Raw genomic sequence first — 22,556 nt, 5'->3', positions numbered from 1 at the left:
GGTAAAGCCAAAACGGACTTTTCCTTACAAGTGACAATAAGATAGCAATCTATCGGTAGGCAGGGGAATGTCGGTGGTGTGTGCTGGTACCATAATGGAAGTAAGTTTTTGTGGCTGAACCCGAAGCGGTGACCGAGCAACAGGCCGGAGACCTCGCCCGGATTCAGTCCGAATCCGAATCGGTCTGGCGTTATGCGATGGCCGACAGGGCGCATGCGGTGATCGATGCTGCCGATTACTTCGCCCTGATGCGCGAAGCGATGATGCGGGCGCAGCAGCGGATCTTCCTGATAGGGTGGGATTTCGACACCCGGATCATCATCGGCGGAGGTCGGCGGTGGTGGAACTTGCCACGAAAGCGTGTTTCGCCGGCGCGGCTTGGTCCTTTCGTCGTGTGGCTGGCCAATCGTCGCAAGCAGCTTGATGTCAGGGTGCTCAAGTGGAACTTCGGCGCCTTGAAAGCCTTCTTTCGCGGCTCGATGATGCTCGATCTGTTGCGGTGGTGGCGGCATCCGCGGATCGTGTTCAAGCTCGACAGCGCGCATCCACTGGGGTGCAGCCACCACCAGAAGATTGCAGTGATCGACGATCGTTTTGCCGTGTGCGGCGGTATCGACATGGCCGGCGACCGCTGGGACACGCGCCAGCACCTCGACGACGACAAGCGGCGCAGGCGGCCCGGCGGCAAGCTCTATGGCCCGTGGCACGACTGTACGATGCTGATGGAAGGCGAGGCGGCCGCAGTGCTCGGGGCGTTCGGCCGAAAGCGGTGGGGACAGGCGAAGGGAAAGCCGTTCGAGCCTTGCGAACCGCAAAGGGCATCGCCCTGGCCCACGAGCGTCGAGGCCGAATTCCGCAATGTCGAGATCGGCATCGCGCGCACGCGATCACACTTTGCCGAGGCACGCGAGGTGCGCGAAGTGGAAGCGCTGTTTCTCGAGCATATCGCGCGGGCGAAGAAGTTCATCTACTTCGAGAACCAGTATTTTGCATCGCGCAAGATTGCAGAAGCCATCGTCAGGCGGATGGAAGAGCCCGATCCTCCCGAGATCGTGCTGATCAATCCGCAAAGTTCCGATGGCTGGCTGGAGCAGACCGCGATGGACGGGGCGCGCATCCGGTTGGTGCGAGCGATCGAGCAGGTCGATCACGCAGGTCGCTTCTCGGTCTGGCATCCCTTCACGGCGAAAGGCACGCCGATCTACGTGCATTCCAAGCTGACCATCGTGGATGACGAGATCCTGAGGATCGGGTCGGCAAACCTGAACAACCGCTCGATGGGCCTGGACAGCGAGTGCGATGTGTTCATCGACTGTGCAAGGCCTGCCAATGGCCACTGTGGCGAGGCAATCCGTCGGTTGCGCGTTTCCCTTCTGGCCGAGCATTGCGGTATCGGGCCGGAGCGGGTAGCGGAACTTCTGGACCAGCACGGTTCGATGGCTGCGGCCATCGCTGCTGCTCCGCAGGAGGGCAAGAGACTGGGGCGGTTCGTGCCGCACGACCTTACCGATGCGGAGAAGGCGCTGGCCGACAACGAGGTACTCGACCCAGAGCGTCCGGAGGAAATGCTGTCCTTCTATCGCCGGGGTCTGTTCAGGAGTCGCTTCCTGCGACGGCCTGCAAGGTAGCGGAGGAACGTGATGAGCAGTCTGGTAGGGCCCGATGAAGACGACGATCTGGCCCGGGGCAAGCCACCTGTTCCCGAAGACGTTCAGGACGCTATTCGCACGCTGATCCGGTGGTCGGGCGACGATCCATCACGCGAGGGACTGCTTGATACGCCCAAGCGCGTCGCGCGTGCCTGGAAGGAATATTGCCTCGGCTATGGCGAGGACCCGGCGAGCCATCTGTCGCGACAGTTCGAGGAAGTGGGCGGCTATGACGAGATCGTGCTGCTGAAGGACATTCCTTTCCAGAGCCATTGCGAGCATCACATGGCACCGATCATCGGCAAGGCGGCGATTGCCTATTTGCCGCGGCACAAGGTCGTCGGCATCTCCAAGCTGGCGCGGGTCCTTCACGGGTTTGCGCGTCGGCTGCAGATCCAGGAGCGCCTGACCGCCGAGGTGGCACAATGCATCTGGGACAACCTCAAGCCGCATGGGGTGGCGGTGGTCATCGAGGCGAGCCATGCCTGCATGACCGCGCGCGGCGTGCGGACGCCTGGCGTGGGCATGGTGACGAGCCGGATGATGGGCACGTTCCTCGACGATACGCGAAGCCGCAAGGAAGTGCTCAGCCTGATGGGCTACTGAGGGCAGCGCCCCAGCAAAGAAACATTACAAGTCCGTCGGTTGGTTGCACACAATCGGGGTTCTATCTTGCTCATGTCACCGGAAAAAAGCCGGGACGTTTGCAGGAGACACAACATGAAGACGCTTGGCTTTGCAGGTCTTGCCGTTGCGCTGGGGGTCAGCGCCCCGGCAATGGGCATGGAGCACTCGACCGTCATCGAGCATGCGGCCGGCCCGATCACCGCCGATTACAGTGGAAAGACACGGGTCGAGATGAAGCAGATCGGCTCGGCCGGCGGAGCGGGGCGGGCTTCCTCGTTGCGCTGCCAGTGGTCTGTGTCGCTTTCGGTCGAGCGGCAGGCACAGGTCGGCGCAAACATGCAGGCAAGGCGTTCGATGCTGCGCGATGAGGTGCTTACGGGGTCATCGCCGGGCTGGTGCTCGGAGCGCGGCAATGGCATCGACCGCGTGATCGAGGCGCGACGTGACGACTTGCGCAGTGCGATGATGGCCATGGTTGCGCAGGATCGCGAAGTGATCCTCGTTGAAGCAGAAGGAGCCCACGCCAGGCAGCGCGAGGGCTGAGGAGAAATGAGTACATGACCCACATCCACTATCTGAATGGCCTGGCAGTTCTTGGCGCGATCGCAGCGGTGCAGGCGCCACAAGCGATGGCTCAATCGGTGGATGCGGGTGTGGAGGCAACCACGGACGAAGTCCGGCGCGGGCTCAGCTGGAGTGACGGTGAAATCTCCGCCTCGGCTGATGCCAGCGTCGGCTTTGCCGGGCTGGATGCCTCGGTGCGAATGGCGGCGCTGCGCAAGTCTGACCGTCATGCCAATGCCGATGTCGTGGGCGACGTGGCGATCGGCAAGGATTGGGAAGCCGGGGCGATCACGCTGCGGACGGAGGCCATCGGGCACTTCTTCGGCGGCGCCGACATCGGTGCCGATTATGGCGAGGTGGGCCTTGGTGCGCGGTATTCGATCGGGCCGCTGCAAGTGCGGGCCGATGCCTTCTATGCGCCAAAGCAGGACGCGATCGGCGGGGACAATCTTTACCTGAGAGGATCAGCGAACTTTGGCGTGCCGGCGCTGCCGATCAGTCTCTCCGCTTCGCTGGGCTATACCACCGGAGACACGAAGGATGCGCGCTCTGCCCGGCTGCGACCGGCCGGGGATTATGCCGACTGGCGGCTGGGCGTGGAATACAACCAGTTTCCGTTCACCATCGGGCTCGACTATGCGGGCACCGATATCGACACATCGGGCGTTTCGGTTTCGCCCTATGCCGATCTCAAGCACGCTGGCGACCGGGTGCTGGGGCGCGTGCGTCTTTCGTTCTGAAAGCACCATGAAAAAGGCCCCCGGAGATACGGGGGCCTTTCGATCGATCAGATGTTTTCGATCATGTGCTCGGCGGAGCTGACCTTGAAGTCACCCGGAGCTTCGACGAACAGCTGTTCGACGACGCCATCGTTGACGACCATCGAGAAACGCTGGCCGCGCTTGCCGAGGCCGAAGCCCGAACCGTCCATGGTGAGGCCGAGCGCTTCGGCGAGGTCACCGTTGCCGTCTGCCAGCATGGTCACGTCGCTCGAACCCGAAGCTGCGCCCCAGGCCTTCATCACGAAGGGATCGTTGACGGCGGTGCAGGCGATCTCGTCGATGCCCTTGGCCTTCAAATCAGCGGCCTTTTCGACATAGCCGGGGAGGTGCTTGGCCGAGCAGGTCGGGGTGAAGGCACCGGGGACGGAGAACAGCGCCACGCGCTTGCCCTTGAAGTAATCGGCCGACTGCACGGCTTCCGGACCTTCGGCAGTCGCCTTGACGATCTTGACGTCGGGCAGCTTGTCTCCAACAGCGATTGTCATCCCCATCTTCCTTTCGTTGCGCCGGGCGAGGGGGCCCGGACGAGTATGGCCAGCGAGATATAGGCACGCCTGGTAGCTCTGCAACCGGCGGTAGCGTGGTTCTGCGGATTTACGATATAAAGAAGTCTTTATATTAAGTTTGCAGGTTGCGCTGCAGCAGGCTATGGGCGTCACCAGAGGCGCGCCGAACCCGCGCAGATGATTTTTCAGGAGAAAGCTTCGTGGCCAGCGTGCTTGACGCCAAGAACGACTACGTGATCGCCGATATCGGCCTTGCCGACTTCGGCCGCGCCGAAATCAGGATCGCCGAGACCGAAATGCCCGGCCTCATGGCCCTGCGCGAGGAATTCGGCGCATCGCAGCCATTGAAGGGCGCGCGCATCACCGGTTCGCTGCACATGACGATCCAGACCGCCGTGCTGATCGAGACGCTGGTTGCGCTGGGCGCCGAAGTGCGTTGGGCCACCTGCAACATCTTCTCGACGCAGGACCATGCCGCCGCTGCCATCGCCGCTGCGGGCATCCCGGTCTTCGCGATCAAGGGCGAAAGCCTGGCTGAATACTGGGACTATGTCGGTTCGATCTTCGATTGGGGTGACGACCAGACCGCCAACATGATCCTCGACGATGGCGGCGATGCCACGATGTTCGCGCTGTGGGGTGCGCGCGTGGAAGCGGGCGAGAAGCTGTTCGAACCTTCGAACGCCGAGGAAATCGAGTTCGTCCGCGCGCTCAACGCCTTCCTCAAGAAGAAGCCGGGCTACCTCACGCAGTCGGTCAAGAATATCAAGGGCGTTTCGGAAGAGACGACCACGGGCGTCCACCGCCTGTATCAGATCGCCAAGGACGGCAAGCTGCCTTTCCCGGCGATCAACGTGAACGACAGCGTTACCAAGTCGAAGTTCGACAATCTCTATGGCTGCAAGGAATCGCTGGTCGACGCGATCCGTCGCGCCACCGACGTGATGCTGGCTGGCAAGGTCGCCTGCGTTGCCGGCTTCGGCGACGTCGGCAAGGGTTCGGCAGCGTCGCTGCGCCAGGGTGGCGCGCGCGTCATGGTCACCGAAGTCGATCCGATCTGCGCTTTGCAGGCGGCGATGGAAGGCTACGAAGTTGTCACCATGGAAGAAGCGGTCAAGCGCTGCGACATCTTCGTGACCGCGACCGGCAACGAGGACGTGATCACCGCCGAGCACATGAAGGCGATGAAGCCGATGTCGATCGTCTGCAACATCGGCCACTTCGACAGCGAGATCCAGATCGCCGCGCTCGACAACTACAACTGGACCGAAGTGAAGCCGGGCACCGACCTCGTCGAATTCCCTGATGGCAAGCAGATCATCATCCTTGCCAAGGGCCGCCTGGTGAACCTGGGCTGCGCCACCGGCCACCCGAGCTTCGTGATGAGCGCAAGCTTCACCAACCAGACGCTGGCGCAGATCGAGCTGTTCACCAAGGCCGAGAACTACAAGAACGAGGTCCATGTCCTGCCCAAGCACCTCGACGAAAAGGTGGCTGCGCTTCACCTCGAGAAGCTGGGCGTGCAGCTGACCAAGCTCAGCAAGAAGCAGGCCGACTACATCGGCGTGCCGGAATCAGGTCCGTTCAAGCCGGATCATTATCGCTACTGATCCTCGGCGCGATCAAACTGGAAATGGGGCGGTGTGGGATGCCACGCCGCCCTTTTTCTTTCCGGATCGGGCCGCTCGATGCCGGTTTGTAGAGCGCCGGATTGTATTTCACCGGGGTAGGCCCTAGCGAGAGGATGATGCCGCTGCTCAACCAGACAATCATGGTGTTGATCGGATTGTTGCTTGCCACCTGGACGGCAGGGGCAGGCTGGCTCGTGCTTGTCGCCAGAGGGCGCGCGCGCAAGGGGGAGGCGGTGCAACGGCAAGCGCGCCGCCTGGCGAGGATGGTGGATGAATCGCCAGCCCTGCCGTTACTGGTGCGCGCCGATGGCCGGATCGAAGGCCCTGCGCGGCTTGCCGGATGGTTCGGCTTCGAGACAATGCCCGGCTACCTGACCGAACTGGACGCAGAGGGTGCAGGCTTTGACGAGGTGCAGCTTTCGCATTTGAGCGATGCTGTGCGCAAGGCGCAAAAGACCGGCGCGTCTTTCAGGCTGGCGCTCACGCCCAAGGACGGCAAGCGTGCGCTTTCTGCGCAAGGGCACCTGGCGGACCCCCAGATTTCTCCGGGGGGCGCAGCGCTTGTGTGGTTTTTCGACTTTTCGGAAAGCCAGGAAGAGCTTGTCCGGCTGCGCAGCGAGACAACCGCGGCACGGGCCGATTTTGCCGGGCTTTCAGGCCTGATCGAAGCAGCGCCCTTGCCCATGTGGTTCCGTGGGCCGGACCTGCGCCTGCGCCTTGTCAACAGCGCCTATGTGAAAGCCGTTGGCGCCGCGAATGCCGATGTAGTGATCGCGCAAGGCATCGAACTGATCGAACCGGTTGACGGTCTAAGCGCGCCCCAAGTGGCCCGTCAGGCACAGTCGCGCAAGGTGCCGATCGAACGTTCGCTGCTGGCAACGATCAAGGGGCAGCGCCGTGCGGTGCGCGTGACGGACCTGCCGCTGGGCGAGGACGGGATTGCCGGATACGTCGTCGATATAGAGGAAATGGAGGAGCTGATCCGCCAGTTCCGCCGCTTCCGCGAAGCGCAGCGCGAAATGCTCGATACGCTCTCCGCAGGCATCGCGCAGTTTGACGAGAAGCGGAACCTTGTGTTCGCCAACCAGCCTTTCCTGCGCATCTTCGGTGTGCCCAAGGCCTGGGTCGTTGACACCCCGCCGTTCGACCGCGTGATAGACCGGATGCGCGATGCCGGTCGCTTGCCGGAAGTCCGCGATTTCCCCGAATGGCGCCGCGAACGGCAGGCCTGGTTCCTCGCCCGCGTGCCGATCGAGGAATCGTGGCATCTTTCCGGGGGGACGCATCTGCGCGTGGTCGGTCAGCCGATGCCCGATGGCGGGCTGCTGATGATCTTCGAGGATCGCACCGAACAGCTCCAGCTCTCGGCAACCCGCGACACCCTGCTGCGAACCCGGACTGCGACATTCGACAATTTGTTCGAATCGCTCGCGGTGTTTGCGCCCGATGGCAAGTTGCAGCTGTGGAACCGCCGGTTTGCGGCCGACTGGGGGCTTGAGGAAGAGTTCCTTACCACCCATCCGCGGGTCGACGTTCTGTTAAACAGGTTGGCGGGGCAACTGAAACGTCCCGCGCAGATCGGCACGATCGCGCAGGTCATCCAGGCCGCGACACTTGAGCGCAAGCAGCGTTCCGGCCGCTTGACGCTTTCCGATGGGCGCCATTTTGCCCTCGCTGGCGTGCCGCTCCCGGACGGCAACGGCATGTTGACGGTTCTGGACATCACCGACAGCCAGAAGGCCGAGGCGGCGCTGCGCGAGCGCAATGCCGCGCTGGTCGAGGCTGACGCGGTGAAGACGCGGTTCATCGCCAACATGAGCTACGAATTCCGCACGCCGCTGACGTCTATCGGGGGCTTTGCCGAGCTTCTGCAAAGTGGCATTGCCGGTGAACTGACGCCGCAGCAGGACGAGTATGTCTCGGCAATCCTCACGTCGGTCGCCCGGCTTGGCGAGCAGATCGAGAACGTGCTCGACCTGTCGCAGAGCGAGGCCGGAACGCTGCCATTGGAACAGGAGCCGGTGGAGATTTTCCCGTTGCTGACCGAAGTCGTCAAGGAACGCGAGGAACGGATCACGGCTGCGGGGCTTGCGCTCGATCTGCGCGGGGACAGGAGCGCGGGGACCGTGATTGGCGATGCACGCAGGTTGCGCCGCGCCTTCGGGCAACTGCTCGACAATGCCGTGGCCGCCACGCCCGAGGGCGGCCGCATCCTCGTCGTGGCCTCGCGCAGCAAGGGCGGGCCGGTTCAGGTGGTCGTGTCCGACAATGGCCGCGGCATGGAGCCTGCGGTCCTCGCCCGCGCGCTGGATGGGCTGAAGCTCGATGCCGAAGGCAAGGCGGTCGAGCGCAGACAGGGCTTGGGCCTGCCGCTGGTGCGCCAACTGGTCGAAGCGCATGGCGGAACACTGGAGCTGGTGTCCGAGCCCGGCCTTGGCACCAGTGCCATCGTGGTGCTGCCGTGATCTTCGAATTGCCAGACATGGACAGTTCGGCTGTCCTTGCCCGCGAGATCGCGGCGAAGCTGCGTCCGGGCGATGTGATTGCGCTGTCCGGCGGCCTTGGCGCGGGCAAGACAACGCTCGCGCGGTCGATCATCGCCGCACTTGGGCACACTGGCGAAGTGCCCAGTCCCAGCTTTGCCATAATCGAGATTTACGATCCGCCGGCGGTGCGGCTGCCGCTGGTTCATGCCGATTTCTACCGACTGGACGACCCGTCCGAGGCCGAGGAGATCGGGCTGGATGATTACCGTGAGGGTGCGGCGCTTCTGGCGGAGTGGCCGGAACACGCCGGGGGCTTTGCGCATGAGCCGGGGTGCCTCTCGATCCTGCTGGAATCCACGGAAAACGGCAGGCGGGCCATTGTAACGCCGGGGCGCGATTGGATAGAGCGAGTGCCATGGACCTGACTATCCCTCCGAGCGTCGATGCCTTCCTGAACAAGGCGGGCTGGATCGGCGCTACTGTCGAGCCACTGCCTGGCGATGCATCGTTCCGCCGCTATTTCCGCATTCGCCGGACAGCGGGAAATGCCATGCTGATGCACGCGCCACCGCCCAATGAAGATCCCGAGCCCTTCCTCAGGGCTGCCAAGTGGCTCGACGCGAATGGCCTGCGCGCGCCCCATGTTCTTGCCGAGGATCCGGAGCAGGGCTTTGTCCTGCTGGAAGATTTCGGTGAGGTGCGCATGCGCGAATACCTCGATGCCTGGCCGCAGGACGAGGAAGAGGTCTATCGCCATGCCATCGACGCCCTGCTGCAGCTGCGCAAGCTGCCGGCAGGGCCTTTCACGGGATACACCCTTACCGAGTATCAGCGCGAGGCGCGGCTGTTCATCGAGTGGTACGTGCCGACCCAGTCGCTCTATGTCGACGGGCGGGGCTGGAACGCGGCTTGGGAAGAGGTCCTGTCGCACCTGCTGCCGCGCCAGCGCCCCGGGGTTACTGTCCTGCGCGATTATCATGCCGAGAACATCATGTTGCTCAACGGCCTCGATCGGCAGGGGCTGCTGGACTTTCAGGATGCCTTGAACGGCCACCCGGCATACGATCTGGTCTCGCTGCTGCAGGATGCGCGCAGGGATGTCTCGCCGGAACTCGAAGCGCGCATGCTGGACTATTACCTGCAGAAGACCGGCGAAGGTGACGAGTTCCTGGCCGATTACGCTCGGCTTGGCGCGCAGCGGAATGCCAAGATCGTGGGCATCTTCGTGCGGCTGTGGAAGCGTGATGGCAAACCGCGATACCTCGATTACATCCCGCGCGTCTGGGCTCTGCTGGAACGCGATCTGGAGCATCCGGCGCTGGCTCCGGTGGCCGCGTGGTTCGATGCCAATATCCCGGCCGAACTGCGGGCCAGCCTGGGCGGATCGTTTACGGTATGACCAAGCCCCTTGTCAGCGACGTGGCCATGGTTCTCTCGGCAGGACTGGGCAAGCGGATGCGTCCGCTCACGGCAACGCGCCCGAAGCCGCTGGTGCAGGTGGCGGGCAAGCCGCTGATCGACCATGCGCTGGACAAGCTTGATGAAGCCGGCGTGGCCCGCGCGGTCGTCAACGTCCATTACCTTGCCGATGCGATGGAGGCTTACCTTCCGCAGCGGAAAAGCCCGGCCATCGCGATTTCGGACGAACGCGATCAGTTGCTGGAAACCGGTGGCGGGATGGTCAAGGCGCTGCCGCTGATCGGCACCGATCCGTTCTTCTGCCTCAACTCCGACAATATCTGGCTCGACGGGCCACGCAACGTCTTCGCGCATCTTTCGGATCACTGGGATGCCGACAGGATGGATGCGCTGCTGCTGCTCGTGCCCCATGCGCGGGCGTTCAACCATCGCGGCAAGGGCGATTTTCACATGGACGCCATGGGCCGCATTTCGCGGCGCCGGACCGGCCGTGTCGCGCCGTTCATCTACAGCGGCATCCAGATCGTTTCGCACCGCCTGCTGCGCGACGCACCCGAGGGACCGTTCGGGACCATGCTGCTGTGGCAAAGGGCCATCGAGGAAGGGCGGCTCTACGGCCTGTCGCACCTGGGGTTGTGGTACGAAGTGGGCGAACCGCAGATGATCGTCCCGACCGAGGCTGCGCTGAAGCGCGACTGACATGGCCGAGCGCTCCACCCGCCCGCGTGTCTGGTCGATCGCGGCGCACCGGGGTTTTGCCGACGCCCTGGTTGCGGGCCTGATCCCGCGTTACCGCGAGGATCGGTTCGGCCTTGCGCGCCTGACGCTCCTGCTGCCGAGCCAGCGCGCAATCCGCACGGTAACCGAAGCTTTCGTGCGGGTCAGCGGGCAGGGTCTGCTGCTGCCACGCATGGCGGTGGTTGGCGACTTGGATCTCGACGAGACGCTTGGGCCACTGCTCGACCCGATCGGCGCCGGAGCTGGGGTTCCCGAAGCTGTCGATCCGGTGCACCGGCTGCTGAAACTTTCAGCGCTGATCCGTGACGAGCTTGGTGCCGAAGCCCCCGGCGAGGCGGCCTTGTTGCGACAGGCCAGAAGCCTGGGCCAGAGCATCGACCGGCTGCTTGTCGAGGGTGTGCGTCCCGAGGACATGCTTGATGAGGGCGTCCTCGGCCTGTCGTCGGAACTGTCGGAGCACTGGCGGGAAAGCACGAAGCTGTTCGCCACGGTGTTCTTCAAGTGGCAGGACGAACTGGCGCGGCTGGGCAGGATCGACGCGCCGGAACGGCGCAATCTGCTGCTGGCGCATGCCGCGCAGGTATGGCGTGAAGCGCCACCAGCCCATCCGGTGATCGCTGCGGGCGTCACCTCGGCATCGCCGGCCGTCGCCAACCTGCTGCGGGTGATTGCGGATCTGCCGGATGGCGGCGTCATCCTGCCCGATCTCGATCTTGCCATGGAGGCTTCGGTCTGGGACGCGCTCGGGTTTGCCGGCGGGTCAGACGGCAAGGTGTTTGAGCGAGGGGATGTCGTCACGCATCCCCAATATCACCTGAAGCTGCTGCTGAACCGCATGGGCATCGGACGGGGCGAGGTCGAACCGTGGCACCGCTCCGGCCTTGCTCCCGCGCCGCCGGAACGCAGCCGCGCCATCTCGAACCTGTTCCTGCCGCCGGAAGCCAGTGCGGCGTGGGCTTCGCTTGAAGCGAGGGAGCGCCGCCTTTCCGGCGTGCGCATCATGGAGAGCGCCAACCCCGAGGAGGAAGCGCAGGCGATTGCCGTGCTGGTCCGCGAAGCGCTTGACGAGCCGGAGCGCCGCGTGGCGGTGATCACGCCCGATCGCAGTCTGGCGGCGCGGGTAGTGGCGCATCTTGGCCGCTGGAACATTGGCGCGGACGATACGGCCGGTCGGCCATTGCCGCAGACGGCGGCGGGCAGGATCATCCTGCAACTGGCCGAAGTCGTTGCCGAGCGGGCCGCGCCGGTTCCGCTGCTCGCCCTGCTCGGCCACCCGCTGGTTCGGGCAGGCGAGGGCCGGGCGCAGTGGCTCGAACGGGTGCGACAGCTGGACCTGGTGCTGCGTGGTCCGCGACCCGGCCCCGGACTGGCCGCGGTGCGGGGCAAGGCGCAGGAGCATGACAAGCGCCATCCCGGGCTTGCCGACTGGTGGTCGGGGGTCGAGGACCTGCTGTTTCCGCTGCTGTCGCTTGATGGCCCGGTATCGCTGGATGCGGCGCTGATCGCGCTGTCCGAAGTGGGCGAGGCGCTGTGCGGACAGGGGCTGTGGGCGCAGGCCGATGGGCGCTGCCTTGCCCAGTTCGTCGAAAGCTGGCGCGAAGCTGCTTCGGAGCATCCGGGACTGCTGCCGCCGGAAGAACTGCCGGCAGTGTTGCGCGATGCCATGGAGGAAGTCTCCGTGCGTCCGCCCTACGGCGGGCATCCGCGTCTGGCGATCTACGGCTTGCTCGAAGCGCGGATGAGCCGGGCCGATCTCGTCATCTGCGCAGGCCTGACAGAAGGCTCCTGGCCCGGAAGCCCGGCGACTGATCCGCTGCTGGCACCGCCCATTCTCCGCGCATTGGGCATCCCCGGTGCCGATTTCCGCATCGGCCTTTCTGCACACGATCTTGCCGCTGCACTGGGAGCGCCAGAGGTTGTGCTCAGCCATGCGCACCGCGACGCGACCGGCCCGGTCATTCCTTCACGCTTCCTGCTGCGCATTCACGCCATGCTTGGCGAGCAGTTGCGGCGCGAGACGCGCGCGGTCAACCTGGCGCGGGCGCTGGCCGACCCGGAACCGGAGCTGCCACACCCACGCCCACACCCGATGCCGAGCGCGGAGCAGCGGCGCGTGCCGATTGCGGTAACGGCGCTGGATCGGCTGCGCGGCGATCCGTACCAGTTCTACGCCTCGGCAATCCTTGGCCTGCGTCGCCTCGATCCGGTCGATGCCGATCCGTCGCCAGCCTGGAAAGGCACCGCGGTTCACGACGTGCTGAAAGCCTGGCACGATGGCGGCGGGCGTCCCGGCGAATTGGTGCCACTGGCCGAACGGATGTTCGACGAGATGAGCGCACACCCCTTCATGCGCGCGATGTGGAAGCCGCGCCTGATCGATGCCTTGCTGTGGATCGAGGAGGAAACGGACCGGCTTGCCGGGGAGGGGCGCGACGTTCTGGCGATCGAGCGCAAGGGCGAAATCATCGTCGACGGCATCCGCATTCATGGCCGGGCCGACCGTATCGACAGGCTGGCCGACGGAACGCTGGCCGTAGTCGATTACAAGACCGGCACGCCGCCATCGGGCAAGATGGTGGCGCAAGGGTACGCCCTTCAGCTTGGCCTCATCGGCATGATTGCCCGGGGTGGCGGCATGGAGGGCGTCGCGGGCGAGCCGGCTAAGTTCGAGTACTGGTCGCTTGGCCGCAACAAGGATCGCGGCTTTGGCTACATGAAGTCGCCGGTCAAGGAAACGGCGCGGCAGACCGGCCTTTTGCTTGAAGACTTCTTGCCCGAAACCGAGCGTTTCCTGCGTGAAGCGATTGCGCGCTGGCTGCTGGGCAGCGAGCCATTCACGGCGCGGCTCAATCCCGATCTCCCGGGATACAGTGATTTCGACCAGTTGATGCGCCTCGACGAATGGCAAGGCCGCGAAGAGGAAGGCAGTCAGTGAGCAAGGTCTATCCGCTCAGGGACAATCAGGCGCACGCCGTCCATCCCCAGCGCACCGTCTGGCTCTCGGCATCGGCAGGGACCGGCAAGACGCAGGTGCTTTCGGCGCGTGTGCTGCGCTTGCTGTTGCAAGAGGGCGTGGAGCCGGAACAGATCCTCTGCCTCACCTTCACCAAGGCGGGCGCTGCCGAAATGGCGACCCGCGTGAACGAGGTGCTCGCCAGTTGGGTGCGCCTTCCCGAGATAGAGCTTGCCGCGCAGTTGAAGGCGATCGGCGCACCGTTCGGCCCCGAAACCGTGGCCCGCGCGCGCAGCCGCTTTGCCGCCGTGCTCGATTGCCCGGGGGGTGGGCTCAGGATCGAGACCATTCACGCTTTCTGCCAGTGGCTGCTTGCGTCGTTTCCCGTGGAGGCAGGCCTGCGACCGGGCACGCGGGCGATGGAAGACCGCGACCGGGCCTTGCTGGCCCGGCAAGTGCTGGCCGAACTGCTGGTGTCGGCCGAACTCGACGGCGACGAGGCACTGATCGACGGGCTCGCCTCGCTCTCGCGCCGGATGAGCGAGGATCAGGTCGAGGCCTTCCTGCTGCGTTGCGCAGGGGCGCTGGAGCTGTGGACCGGGCCGGGGGCGTGGCAACCGCCACTACGGCCTCGTATCAATCGCGTTATCGGCCTTGGCGAAAGTGATGGGCCTGACAGCCTTGCCGCCATGTGCGCCGACGATGGGTTCGATTGCGAGTCCGTCCGGCGTTGCATGGAGATGAACAGCGCCTGGGGGACGAAGGGCGGTATCGATGCGGCAAATGCACTCGGCGATTGGCTGGCGGCCAGCCCCGAAGCGCGCCTGAATGCCTTTGCCGAGCTGAAAAGCCAGTTTCTGACGGCCAAGGATGAACCGAGGTCGACGACGAATATCGAGAAGAAGCAGCCCGGCTATGCAGGCTATGCCGCCCGGGTCATTGCCTGCATCGAGGCGGTGAAGGCGCGCAAGGCACAGCTTGATCTTGCCGACCTGCTCGAAACGGCGCTTACCATCGGGCGCCGATTTGCCTTGGCATGGAGCGATGCCAAGGCGCGTGAGGGCTTCATCGATTTCGATGACCAGATCCGCACTGCCGCCGACCTCCTGACCAAGCGCACCAGCGCCGAATGGATCCGCTTCAAGCTCGATCGCCAGTTTGATCACATCCTTGTCGATGAAGCGCAGGACACCAACGCCGCACAGTGGGAGATCGTGCTGAAAGGGTTGGTCGAAGATTTCTTCACCGGTGAGGGGCAACGGGGACAGGTTGCCCGGACGCTATTCGTGGTTGGTGACTACAAGCAGGCCATCTTCGGCTTTCAGGGAACAAGTCCCGAGAACTTCGCCGCAGCCAAGCTGACAGTTCAGGCCCAACTTGCCCGGATGGCGGCCGTTCTGAACGACCCTGATCGCGAACTTCTGGATCTGGGGCTTGGCCAGTCGTTCCGCACGTCAAGACCGATCCTCGATTTCGTCGACCGCGCGATCGACCATCTGGGATGGGACAGGCTGGGGCTGGAGCAGAAGCCTGAGCGCCACGTCGGACTGGACATTCCCGGCACCATCGGCCTGTGGAAGGTCGTGAGCGATGATCTGGCCGAGGATGGCGACGAGGAGGACGGCGAAGGAGTCGGAAGCGAAAGTGCCGGGAGTGGGGGTGGACGGGGCGACGAAGGCGCGGAAGCCTGGCTGTCGCGCCCGGATCGCAAGCTGGCCGACCAGATCGCCCTGCAGGTGAAGGCGTGGCTCGACAGCGGCTTTCCCCTTGGCAAGACGCAGCGCCATGCCGATGCCGGCGATGTCATGGTTCTTGTCCGCAAGCGCAAGGAACTGGCGGGGCTGATCGTGGCCAGACTCCATGCGCGCGGCGTGCCTGTCGCGGGCGTGGACCGGCTGCGTCTGGGGGCGCCGCTTGCCGTGAAGGATCTTGTTGCGGCCCTGCGGTTTGCCGCGCAGCCGCTGGATGACCTGAACCTGGCTGCCCTGCTGGTTTCTCCCCTGATCGGATGGAGCCAGGAAGACCTGCTGGAGCATGGTTACCGCAAGCAGGGCGTCCGTCTGTGGGACTGGCTGCGGCAGAATGAAGGGCCGCAGACTTTCGCCACGATGGACCAACTGCGCAGCCTGCTGGCCCGGGCCGATTACGATCCTCCGCACGTCCTGCTGCATTGGCTGCTGGTCGGTCCGTGGGATGGCCGTGGCCGGCTGGTGGCGCGGCTTGGTCGCGAGGCCAACGATCCCATCGACGAACTGCTCAATGCAGCGATCGCGTTTTCCAGCGCCAATGTGCCTAGCCTGATCGGGTTCCTGCAGTGGTTCGATGCGGGCGAGGGCGAGTTGAAGCGCGAGGCAGGCAAGGCCGACGGGCTGGTGCGGGTGATGACCGTGCATGGATCGAAAGGGCTGCAGGCGCCGATCGTGATCCTTGCCGATGCGGCGGATGATCCGGACCTGTCGCCGCCCCGCGGGCTTGAGCTTGTCGAAGACGTTCTGGGGTCCGTGCGCAAGGTCCCGCTCCCGCCGCTGCGCAAGGAGGAGAAGGCACCGGCTGTTCTCGAGGCCGAGGCCGAAGCCAAGCGCGCCGAACGCGAGGAGCATTGGCGCCTGCTCTATGTGGCGATGACCCGCGCCGAGGAAGCCCTGTTCATCGCCGGGGCCAAGGGCAAGAAGCGCCGGAAGGGGGCAGGCGAGCTTCCCGAAGACAGCTGGTATGCACAACTCGAGCCGCTGTTTGCGGACGATTGGCGCAGCAATCCGCTGTGGGGTGCGGTCAAGCAGATTGGCGGTCCTGCCAGCCTGACCAAGGCGCCGGCCGAACGGTCCGAATCTTCTGTGCGAATTGCGGTTCCGCAGGTCTTGCGCACCGCAGTCGGCCCTGAACCGCGCCCACCGCGCCCGCTCGCACCTTCATCGTTGGGCGAGGACGAGGCCCCGGATCCGCCGGCGCCACCCGGCCCGCATGCGATGCTGGCGGCAAGACGCGGAACGCTGCTGCACCGTCTGATCGAGCGTTTGCCGGAATTGCCGGTCGAGCAGCGACATGACGCCGGTCTTGCCTGGCTTGCCCGGATGGCGAGCGATTTCGACAGGTCGGACCACGTGGGCATGGTGTCGGACGCCATCGCGGTGCTTGACCAGCCGGGCTGGAACGATGTGTTCGGCCCGGATTCCCTCGCCGAAGTGCCGCTCGCAGCGGTTGTCGGCGGCCGGGTGGTGAGTGGCACGGTCGACCGCCTGGTCATCTCGGACAAGGGCATAAGGATCGTCGATTTCAAGACGGCGCGGCGCCCTCCGGCCACGCTCGAGGAGATTCCTTCGGCCTATATCCGGCAGATGGCGGCCTATGTTGCTGCGCTTGAGGCTATCCACCCCGGATTGCCGGTCGAAGCGGCGCTGCTCTATACGCACACGCCGCAATTGTTCGTTATTCCCGATGGCCTGATCGCAGCGCAAAAGCTGCGCATTGCCGGGGTTCAGGAATCCTTGTCCGGCTGATCTGTTGCACCGCGCGCGCGAGTGCCTAGATTGCCATCAACCACACAGGAGTTTCACGCAATGTCGACCAAGGCCGTTTCCGACGCCACTTTTGCCTCCGAAGTTCTGGGCAGCAGCAAGCCTGTCCTCGTCGACTTCTGGGCGGATTGGTGTGGTCCGTGCAAGATGATCGCCCCCGCACTTGAAGAGATCTCGGAAGAGCTGGCCGACAAGGTCGAGATCGCCAAGGTCGACATCATGGAGAACACCGACATCGCCAGCCAGTTCGGCGTCCAGTCGATCCCGCTGCTGATCCTGTTCAAGGACGGTCAGCCGGTTGCCCAGAAGCTGGGGGCGGCGCCCAAGAGCCAGATCAAGGGTTGGCTCGAGAGCGTTCTCTGATTTCGAAGCAATTGCCCCCGCGAAAGCGGGGGTTCTTGTATCAGGCCGGCATGCGCGAAAGACGCTCGGCCAGTTCGTCGAACAGCCTGGGGCTGGCAGCGCCGATCAGGCCCGGCTCAAGATGGCGATCGACGCGGTAGGCTGAACCGTCAGGTCGTGCCGCCCTGCCACCAGCCTCGTTAAGGAACAGCACGCCTGCCGCATGGTCCCACGCCAGCGTCTTTTCGAAGAGGGAGACGTCGTTCTGGCCCAGCGCAATGCGGGGGTACTGTTCGGCGGCGCAGCGGGGGATGTCGACCAGCGTGTAGTGCGGAGCGATATGCTCCATCAGTGACGCACGCTTGCTCTTGTCGACGAAAACCAGCGAGATCGCGGCAATTGGGGTGTCGTTACCGCTGCCCTGTGCGGCGAGCTTCTCGCCGTTGACCCAGGCGCCCTGGCCGCGATGCGCGGTGCACAGACGGCGCGAGAGCGGGTCGTAGATCCAGCCTGCGACTGTCTCCCCGCCCTGCGCAAGAGCAATCAGGATGCCGAACGGCGGCTTGCCGACCGCATAATTGTTGGTGCCGTCGAGCGGGTCGATGATCCAGCACAGCTTGTCGGACAGGCGCTCGAAAATGGCGGGATCGGCATGGGCAGCCTCTTCGCCGACGATCGCCGCCTCCGGCAGAATCTTCGCCAGCCCTTCCGCAAGCATGATCTCGCTTTCCGTGTCGGCAATGGTGACGACGTCGTCCGCGGCCTTGTTGCTGACCTCGTCCGCGCCGAGCCGCTGATAGTGCTTGAGCAGCGTTTTTTCCGCCGTTTCCCGCATCAGTGCGGCAACGGCGGCATCAAGCGCGCGGCTCAAGACCGGTAATCCGCATTGATCGAGATGTAGCCGTGGGTCAGATCGCAAGTCCACACGGTGGCCGAGCCTTCACCCAGGCCGAGATCGACCTCGATGGAAATCTCGCGCCCTTTCAGGTGCGCCGCGACTGGAGCTTCGTCATAGTCTGCCAGCGGTTGCCCATCGCGCGCCGCCCAGATGCCGCCGAAGCCGATGGACAGGCGATCGCGGTCGGCTGGTTCGCCAGCCTTGCCCACGGCCATCACGACGCGGCCCCAGTTGGCGTCTTCACCGGCGATGGCGGTCTTGACCAGCGGCGAGTTGGCGATGGCAAGGCCGACCTTGCGGGCGCTTTCGTCCGACACAGCGCCGGTCACGCTCACGGCGATGAACTTCTGCGCCCCTTCGCCATCCTTGACGACGAGATGCGAGAGTTCACGGCAGACCTGTTCGAGCGCGGCGGCAAAGGCATCGGCGCCGGGGCTGTCGAAGCCGGTCAGTTCGGCGTTCCCGGCCTTGCCGGTGGCGAAGGCGAGGACGGTGTCGCTGGTGGAAGTGTCGCTGTCGACGGTGATGCAGGAGAAGGTCCGGCGGTTGGCGGCGGAGAGGCACTGCTGCAGGAATGCCGGACTGACGGCGGCGTCGGTGAAGATGTAGCCGAGCATGGTCGCCATGTCGGGCGCGATCATGCCGCTGCCCTTGATGATGGCGCTGAACGTCACGCGGGTGTCGCCGATCATCGCCGACGCAGTCGCGCCCTTGGCAAAGGTATCGGTGGTGCCGATGGTGCGGGCGGCGTCCTCCCATGTGCAAGTTTCGGCCTGCAACGCGGCTTCGATGCCCGCGTGCGCCTTGTCCTTGGGCAGGGGCACGCCGATGACGCCGGTTGAGGAAACGAAAACCTCTTCCTTGGGGCAGCGGAGATGTTCGGCCACTTGCGCCATGATCTGTTCGACCGCCTCGCGCCCGCGATAGCCGGTGAAAGCATTGGAATTCCCGGCGTTCACCACCAGTGCCCGGGCGCGGCCCTGCTGCACGTTCTGGCGACCGAGTTCCACTTCCGACGAGCAGCAGACGTTGCGCGTGAACACGCCGGCAACCGCCGTGTCCTCATCGAGTTCGACGTAGGTAAGGTCGCAGCGGCCCCAGTCCTTGTACCCGGCGCGCGCGACGCGCGGAGTCACGCCTGCAATGTGCGGCAGGGCGGGGAAGGGCGAGGCGAGCGGGGAAACGGCGTCGGACATGGCGCAAGCGCCTAGCGCGCCGGGGCCTGCGGTTCAACCGCCCACTGGCCTTGGCAGGGCTTGCGGCAAAAGGGTTCGTTTTCAAGATGGACGAACCGCGACAGAATGCCTATCTGTTGCGGCAATGCGCATGCTGCTTGCCCTTCTGGCCCTGATTACGGGGCTCTCCTTGCCCGAGGTGGCGCTTGCCGTCTCGCGCACGGAAGTGGCCGAAGCGGGCATGGCGACTGGCGCTACAACCTCTGTCGAGCAGCGCCAGCAGCGCTGCGCGGCTCGCGGTGGCGCAGTTCCGCAAAAGCGCACGAATGCCCGCCGCAAGACGGTGTGGCTGCCCGCCCCGGCACTGATCCGGCCTTGCGGCATTGAACTGACTGACCGCGCGCGCGAATAGCGCCACGGACAGCATACCCTTACCGGCACGAATACTGCCCGACGCTGCGCGCCGATGACGCGCACGGCCATCTAAATCACAGATTCAACAGGAAAATCCGCCCATGTTCGGCTCCATTGCAAAGGCCCTGTTCGGCTCGTCCAACGACCGTTACGTCAAGTCCCTGGACAAGACTGTCCGCCAGATCGCAGCGTTTGAACCGCATGTGCAGGCTCTGTCGGACGAGGAACTGGCCGCCCAGACGCCGAAATTCCGCCAGATGCTGGCCGAGGGCAAGACGCTCGACGACATCCTGCCCGAAGCCTTTGCCACGGTCCGCGAGGCTTCGGTTCGCACGCTCGGCATGCGTCACTTCGACGTGCAGATGATCGGCGGCATCGTGCTTCACCGCGGCGAGATCGCCGAGATGCGCACTGGCGAAGGCAAGACCCTCGTCGCAACACTTGCGGTCTATCTGAACGCGCTAGAGGGCAAGGGCGTTCACGTCGTTACCGTGAACGACTACCTCGCGCGGCGCGACGCCGAGACGATGGGCGTGCTCTACAAGTTCCTCGGGCTGACGGTTGGCGTGATCGTGCCGAACCTCAACGAGGAGCAGCGCCGCGAGGCCTACAACTCCGACATCACTTACGCGACGAACAACGAACTCGGGTTCGATTACCTGCGCGACAACATGAAGCACGAGCGGACGCAGATGGTGCACCGTCCGTTCAACTTCGCGATCGTCGACGAAGTGGACTCGATCCTGATCGACGAGGCGCGCACGCCGCTGATCATTTCGGGGCCGACCGACGACAAGAGCGATCTCTACATCTCGGTCGATGCCATCGTGAAGCAGATCCAGCCCGATCTCTACGAGGCCGACGAGAAGACCAAGAACATCACGCTGACCGAAGATGGCGTCGAGTGGGTCGAACGCGCGTTCGAGGAAGCAGGGCTGCTGGTCGGCTCGAACCTCTATGACGTCGAGAACACGATGGTGGTCCATCACCTTGACCAGGCGCTCAAGGCCAACGTCATGTTCAAGCGCGACATCGACTATATCGTCAAGGACGACAAGGTCGTGATCATCGACGAGTTCACCGGCCGCATGATGGACGGTCGGCGCTGGTCGAACGGCCTGCACCAGGCGGTAGAGGCCAAGGAAGGCGTGCGGATCGAGCCCGAGAACCAGACGATGGCCTCGATCACGTTCCAGAACTACTTCCGCATGTACCCGAAGATTTCGGGCATGACCGGCACGGCTGCCACCGAAGCGCCGGAATTCTTCGACATCTACAAGATGAACGTCGTCTCGATCCCGACCAACGTGCCGGTGCAGCGCATCGACGACGAGGACGAGTTCTACAAGAACACGATGGACAAGTTCGCGGCCATCGCAAAGCTGATCCGCGACAAGTACGAGAACGGGCAGCCGGTGCTGGTCGGCACCGTATCGATCGAAAAGTCGGAGCTGCTGTCCGAGTTCCTGACCAAGGAAGGCGTGAAGCACAACGTCCTGAACGCCCGCTTCCACGAGATGGAGGCGCACATCGTGGCGCAGGCGGGCCGTCTTGGCGCGGTGACGATTGCCACCAACATGGCGGGCCGCGGCACCGACATCCAGCTTGGCGGCAATGTCGAGTTTCGCATCGAAGACGAGTTGCGCGATCTGCCGGAAGGCCCGGAGCGCGATGCCGGGATTGCCCGGATCAAGGCCGAAGTGGCCGAGGAGAAGGCCAAGGTGCTTGCCGCTGGCGGCCTTTGCGTGATCGGCACCGAACGCCACGAAAGCCGCCGCATCGACAACCAGCTGCGCGGTCGTTCGGGGCGTCAGGGTGACCCGGGCATGAGCAAGTTCTACCTCTGCCTTGAGGACGATCTGCTGCGCATCTTCGGCCCCGACACGCTGTTCGCCAAGATGATGAACAACAACCTTGCCGATGGCGAGGCGATCGGTTCGAAGTGGCTGTCGAAGGCGATCGAGACTGCGCAGAAGAAGGTCGAGGCGCGCAACTACGACATTCGCAAGCAGGTCGTCGAATACGACGACGTGATGAACGACCAGCGCAAGGTCATCTACGAGCAGCGTGCCGATATCATGGACGCCGAAGCCGTGGGCGATGTCGTCACCGACATGCGGCATGACTCGGTCAATGCCATCGTCGGCGATGCCTGCCCTCCGGGTTCTTACCCGGAACAGTGGGACGTGGAAGGCCTCAAGGCCCGCGTGCGGGACGTGATCGGGCTTGAGATCCCGATCGAGGACTGGATGCAGGAAGAGGCGATCGAGCCGGATACCATCGAGGAGCGTATCCAGACGCTTGCCGACGAGCATATGGACCGCAAGATCGCCGAGATCGATCCCACAGCGTGGCGCAGCCTCGAGAAGTCGATCCTGCTCGAGCGGCTCGACCACCACTGGAAGGAGCACCTTGCAACGCTCGATGCGCTGCGCCAGGTCGTCTTCCTGCGCGCTTACGCACAGAAGACGCCGATCAACGAGTACAAGCAGGAAGCGTTCGGCCTGTTCGAGAAGATGCTCGACGCCATCCGCGAGGACGTAACCCGCATTCTCACCACCAGCGAGATCCGCCTCCGTCCGTCCGAGGAATTCCAGCTTCCCGAACTGCCGGACTTCCTGACCAGCCATATCGATCCCTTCACCGGGGAAAACGACGCGGCCCCGCTGGCGCCTGCGCCGGCGATGTTCGGTGCGCTGCCGCCACAAGCGGGCGGCGGGCTGACCCTCGGGTCGTCAGCGGTGGATCCCTATGCCGGCCAAGGGATCAGCCGCAATGCGCCCTGCCCATGTGGCTCGGGCCAGAAGTACAAGCACTGCCACGGCGTTGCGGCCTGACCGCTGCCTTCGGACTTGAC

At 64.3% G+C, this 22,556-nt stretch carries 17 protein-coding genes; 14 read left to right on the top strand and 3 right to left on the bottom strand.

The window, feature by feature from the left end:
* The first annotated feature begins 110 nt into the window (after nucleotides 1-110).
* The 4 genes from HGI46_RS05385 to HGI46_RS05370 all read left to right on the top strand — a co-directional run bounded on the left by HGI46_RS05385 (nucleotide 111) and on the right by HGI46_RS05370 (nucleotide 3,580).
* Complete coding sequence (locus tag HGI46_RS05385) at nucleotides 111-1,628, top strand: phospholipase D-like domain-containing protein (protein WP_346766676.1); 1,518 nt, start codon at nucleotides 111-113, stop codon at nucleotides 1,626-1,628.
* A 12-nt stretch (nucleotides 1,629-1,640) separates the two neighbouring features.
* On the top strand, nucleotides 1,641-2,255 hold the full coding sequence (gene folE, locus HGI46_RS05380; protein ID WP_118073783.1) for a GTP cyclohydrolase I FolE: 615 nt from the start codon (nucleotides 1,641-1,643) through the stop codon (nucleotides 2,253-2,255).
* 114 nt (nucleotides 2,256-2,369) lie between these two features.
* The gene (locus HGI46_RS05375) at nucleotides 2,370-2,819 is read left to right on the top strand and encodes a hypothetical protein (RefSeq protein ID WP_168903393.1); all 450 of its coding nucleotides are present in this window, start codon (nucleotides 2,370-2,372) and stop codon (nucleotides 2,817-2,819) included.
* A 14-nt stretch (nucleotides 2,820-2,833) separates the two neighbouring features.
* The gene (locus HGI46_RS05370; protein WP_168903392.1) at nucleotides 2,834-3,580 is read left to right on the top strand and encodes a TorF family putative porin; all 747 of its coding nucleotides are present in this window, start codon (nucleotides 2,834-2,836) and stop codon (nucleotides 3,578-3,580) included.
* 47 nt (nucleotides 3,581-3,627) lie between these two features.
* On the opposite strand, the gene HGI46_RS05365 is transcribed toward HGI46_RS05370, so the two are convergent.
* Nucleotides 3,628-4,107, bottom strand: coding sequence for a peroxiredoxin (locus tag HGI46_RS05365; RefSeq protein WP_039332231.1), 480 nt, complete (start codon nucleotides 4,105-4,107; stop codon nucleotides 3,628-3,630).
* 221 nt (nucleotides 4,108-4,328) lie between these two features.
* On the opposite strand from HGI46_RS05365, the gene ahcY reads away from it, so the two are divergent.
* From ahcY to trxA, 8 genes are all read left to right on the top strand, one after another.
* Nucleotides 4,329-5,738: an adenosylhomocysteinase gene (gene ahcY / locus HGI46_RS05360; RefSeq protein WP_168903391.1), complete on the top strand. Its 1,410-nt coding sequence runs from the start codon at nucleotides 4,329-4,331 to the stop codon at nucleotides 5,736-5,738.
* 137 nt (nucleotides 5,739-5,875) lie between these two features.
* Nucleotides 5,876-8,224: a PAS domain-containing sensor histidine kinase gene (locus HGI46_RS05355; protein WP_168903390.1), complete on the top strand. Its 2,349-nt coding sequence runs from the start codon at nucleotides 5,876-5,878 to the stop codon at nucleotides 8,222-8,224.
* A 17-nt stretch (nucleotides 8,225-8,241) separates the two neighbouring features.
* A complete protein-coding gene (gene tsaE / locus HGI46_RS05350) occupies nucleotides 8,242-8,670 on the top strand; it encodes a tRNA (adenosine(37)-N6)-threonylcarbamoyltransferase complex ATPase subunit type 1 TsaE (protein WP_206065544.1) in 429 nt (142 codons plus the stop codon).
* Nucleotides 8,661-9,644 carry a phosphotransferase gene (locus tag HGI46_RS05345; protein ID WP_168903388.1) on the top strand — a complete coding sequence of 328 codons (984 nt, stop codon included), beginning with the start codon at nucleotides 8,661-8,663 and terminating at the stop codon, nucleotides 9,642-9,644. Before tsaE ends, HGI46_RS05345 begins: the two co-directional genes overlap by 10 nt.
* Nucleotides 9,641-10,363 (top strand): nucleotidyltransferase family protein, encoded by a 723-nt coding sequence (locus tag HGI46_RS05340; protein WP_168903387.1) that lies wholly within the window; start codon nucleotides 9,641-9,643, stop codon nucleotides 10,361-10,363. The genes HGI46_RS05345 and HGI46_RS05340 overlap by 4 nt, the downstream gene beginning before the upstream one ends.
* A gap of 1 nt (nucleotide 10,364) precedes the next feature.
* Complete coding sequence (locus tag HGI46_RS05335; protein ID WP_168903386.1) at nucleotides 10,365-13,337, top strand: PD-(D/E)XK nuclease family protein; 2,973 nt, start codon at nucleotides 10,365-10,367, stop codon at nucleotides 13,335-13,337.
* The gene (gene addA / locus HGI46_RS05330) at nucleotides 13,304-16,852 is read left to right on the top strand and encodes a double-strand break repair helicase AddA (protein ID WP_168903385.1); all 3,549 of its coding nucleotides are present in this window, start codon (nucleotides 13,304-13,306) and stop codon (nucleotides 16,850-16,852) included. The genes HGI46_RS05335 and addA overlap by 34 nt, the downstream gene beginning before the upstream one ends.
* A 60-nt stretch (nucleotides 16,853-16,912) precedes the next feature.
* Nucleotides 16,913-17,233 carry a thioredoxin gene (trxA, locus tag HGI46_RS05325; protein WP_118073791.1) on the top strand — a complete coding sequence of 107 codons (321 nt, stop codon included), beginning with the start codon at nucleotides 16,913-16,915 and terminating at the stop codon, nucleotides 17,231-17,233.
* Between the two features lie 40 nt (nucleotides 17,234-17,273).
* Here the strand turns inward: trxA and HGI46_RS05320 are convergent, their stop codons facing one another.
* Nucleotides 17,274-18,047 carry an inositol monophosphatase family protein gene (locus tag HGI46_RS05320; protein ID WP_168903490.1) on the bottom strand — a complete coding sequence of 258 codons (774 nt, stop codon included), beginning with the start codon at nucleotides 18,045-18,047 and terminating at the stop codon, nucleotides 17,274-17,276.
* Nucleotides 18,048-18,079: 32 nt separating this feature from the next.
* Nucleotides 18,080-19,306, bottom strand: a complete 1,227-nt coding sequence (argJ, locus tag HGI46_RS05315; protein ID WP_168903384.1) for a bifunctional glutamate N-acetyltransferase/amino-acid acetyltransferase ArgJ — start codon at nucleotides 19,304-19,306, stop codon at nucleotides 18,080-18,082.
* Between the two features lie 130 nt (nucleotides 19,307-19,436).
* On the opposite strand from argJ, the gene HGI46_RS05310 reads away from it, so the two are divergent.
* Together HGI46_RS05310 and secA are read left to right on the top strand one after the other, a co-directional pair.
* Nucleotides 19,437-19,697: a hypothetical protein gene (locus HGI46_RS05310; RefSeq protein ID WP_162896033.1), complete on the top strand. Its 261-nt coding sequence runs from the start codon at nucleotides 19,437-19,439 to the stop codon at nucleotides 19,695-19,697.
* Nucleotides 19,698-19,800: 103 nt separating this feature from the next.
* The gene (gene secA, locus HGI46_RS05305) at nucleotides 19,801-22,536 is read left to right on the top strand and encodes a preprotein translocase subunit SecA (RefSeq protein ID WP_168903383.1); all 2,736 of its coding nucleotides are present in this window, start codon (nucleotides 19,801-19,803) and stop codon (nucleotides 22,534-22,536) included.
* Nucleotides 22,537-22,556: the final 20 nt, after the last annotated feature.

Origin of the sequence: Novosphingobium sp. ERW19, assembly GCF_012641315.1 — a bacterium.
Lineage (GTDB): Bacteria > Pseudomonadota > Alphaproteobacteria > Sphingomonadales > Sphingomonadaceae > Novosphingobium.
This window is presented reverse-complemented; position numbering and strand designations above follow the sequence as displayed.

Bases quoted from the DNA above. Each gene is read 5' to 3' on its own strand.
- tsaE (WP_206065544.1), top strand. From the start codon at position 8,242: ATGGACAGTTCGGCTGTCCTTGCCCGCGAGATCGCGGCGAAGCTGCGT.
- folE (WP_118073783.1), top strand. From the start codon at position 1,641: ATGAGCAGTCTGGTAGGGCCCGATGAAGACGACGATCTGGCCCGGGGC.
- HGI46_RS05310 (WP_162896033.1), top strand. From the start codon at position 19,437: ATGCTGCTTGCCCTTCTGGCCCTGATTACGGGGCTCTCCTTGCCCGAG.
- secA (WP_168903383.1), top strand. From the start codon at position 19,801: ATGTTCGGCTCCATTGCAAAGGCCCTGTTCGGCTCGTCCAACGACCGT.
- argJ (WP_168903384.1), bottom strand. From the start codon at position 19,306: ATGTCCGACGCCGTTTCCCCGCTCGCCTCGCCCTTCCCCGCCCTGCCG.
- HGI46_RS05345 (WP_168903388.1), top strand. From the start codon at position 8,661: ATGGACCTGACTATCCCTCCGAGCGTCGATGCCTTCCTGAACAAGGCG.
- addA (WP_168903385.1), top strand. From the start codon at position 13,304: ATGGCAAGGCCGCGAAGAGGAAGGCAGTCAGTGAGCAAGGTCTATCCG.
- HGI46_RS05365 (WP_039332231.1), bottom strand. From the start codon at position 4,107: ATGACAATCGCTGTTGGAGACAAGCTGCCCGACGTCAAGATCGTCAAG.
- HGI46_RS05335 (WP_168903386.1), top strand. From the start codon at position 10,365: ATGGCCGAGCGCTCCACCCGCCCGCGTGTCTGGTCGATCGCGGCGCAC.
- HGI46_RS05340 (WP_168903387.1), top strand. From the start codon at position 9,641: ATGACCAAGCCCCTTGTCAGCGACGTGGCCATGGTTCTCTCGGCAGGA.
- HGI46_RS05320 (WP_168903490.1), bottom strand. From the start codon at position 18,047: ATGCGGGAAACGGCGGAAAAAACGCTGCTCAAGCACTATCAGCGGCTC.
- trxA (WP_118073791.1), top strand. From the start codon at position 16,913: ATGTCGACCAAGGCCGTTTCCGACGCCACTTTTGCCTCCGAAGTTCTG.
- HGI46_RS05375 (WP_168903393.1), top strand. From the start codon at position 2,370: ATGAAGACGCTTGGCTTTGCAGGTCTTGCCGTTGCGCTGGGGGTCAGC.
- HGI46_RS05355 (WP_168903390.1), top strand. From the start codon at position 5,876: ATGCCGCTGCTCAACCAGACAATCATGGTGTTGATCGGATTGTTGCTT.
- HGI46_RS05370 (WP_168903392.1), top strand. From the start codon at position 2,834: ATGACCCACATCCACTATCTGAATGGCCTGGCAGTTCTTGGCGCGATC.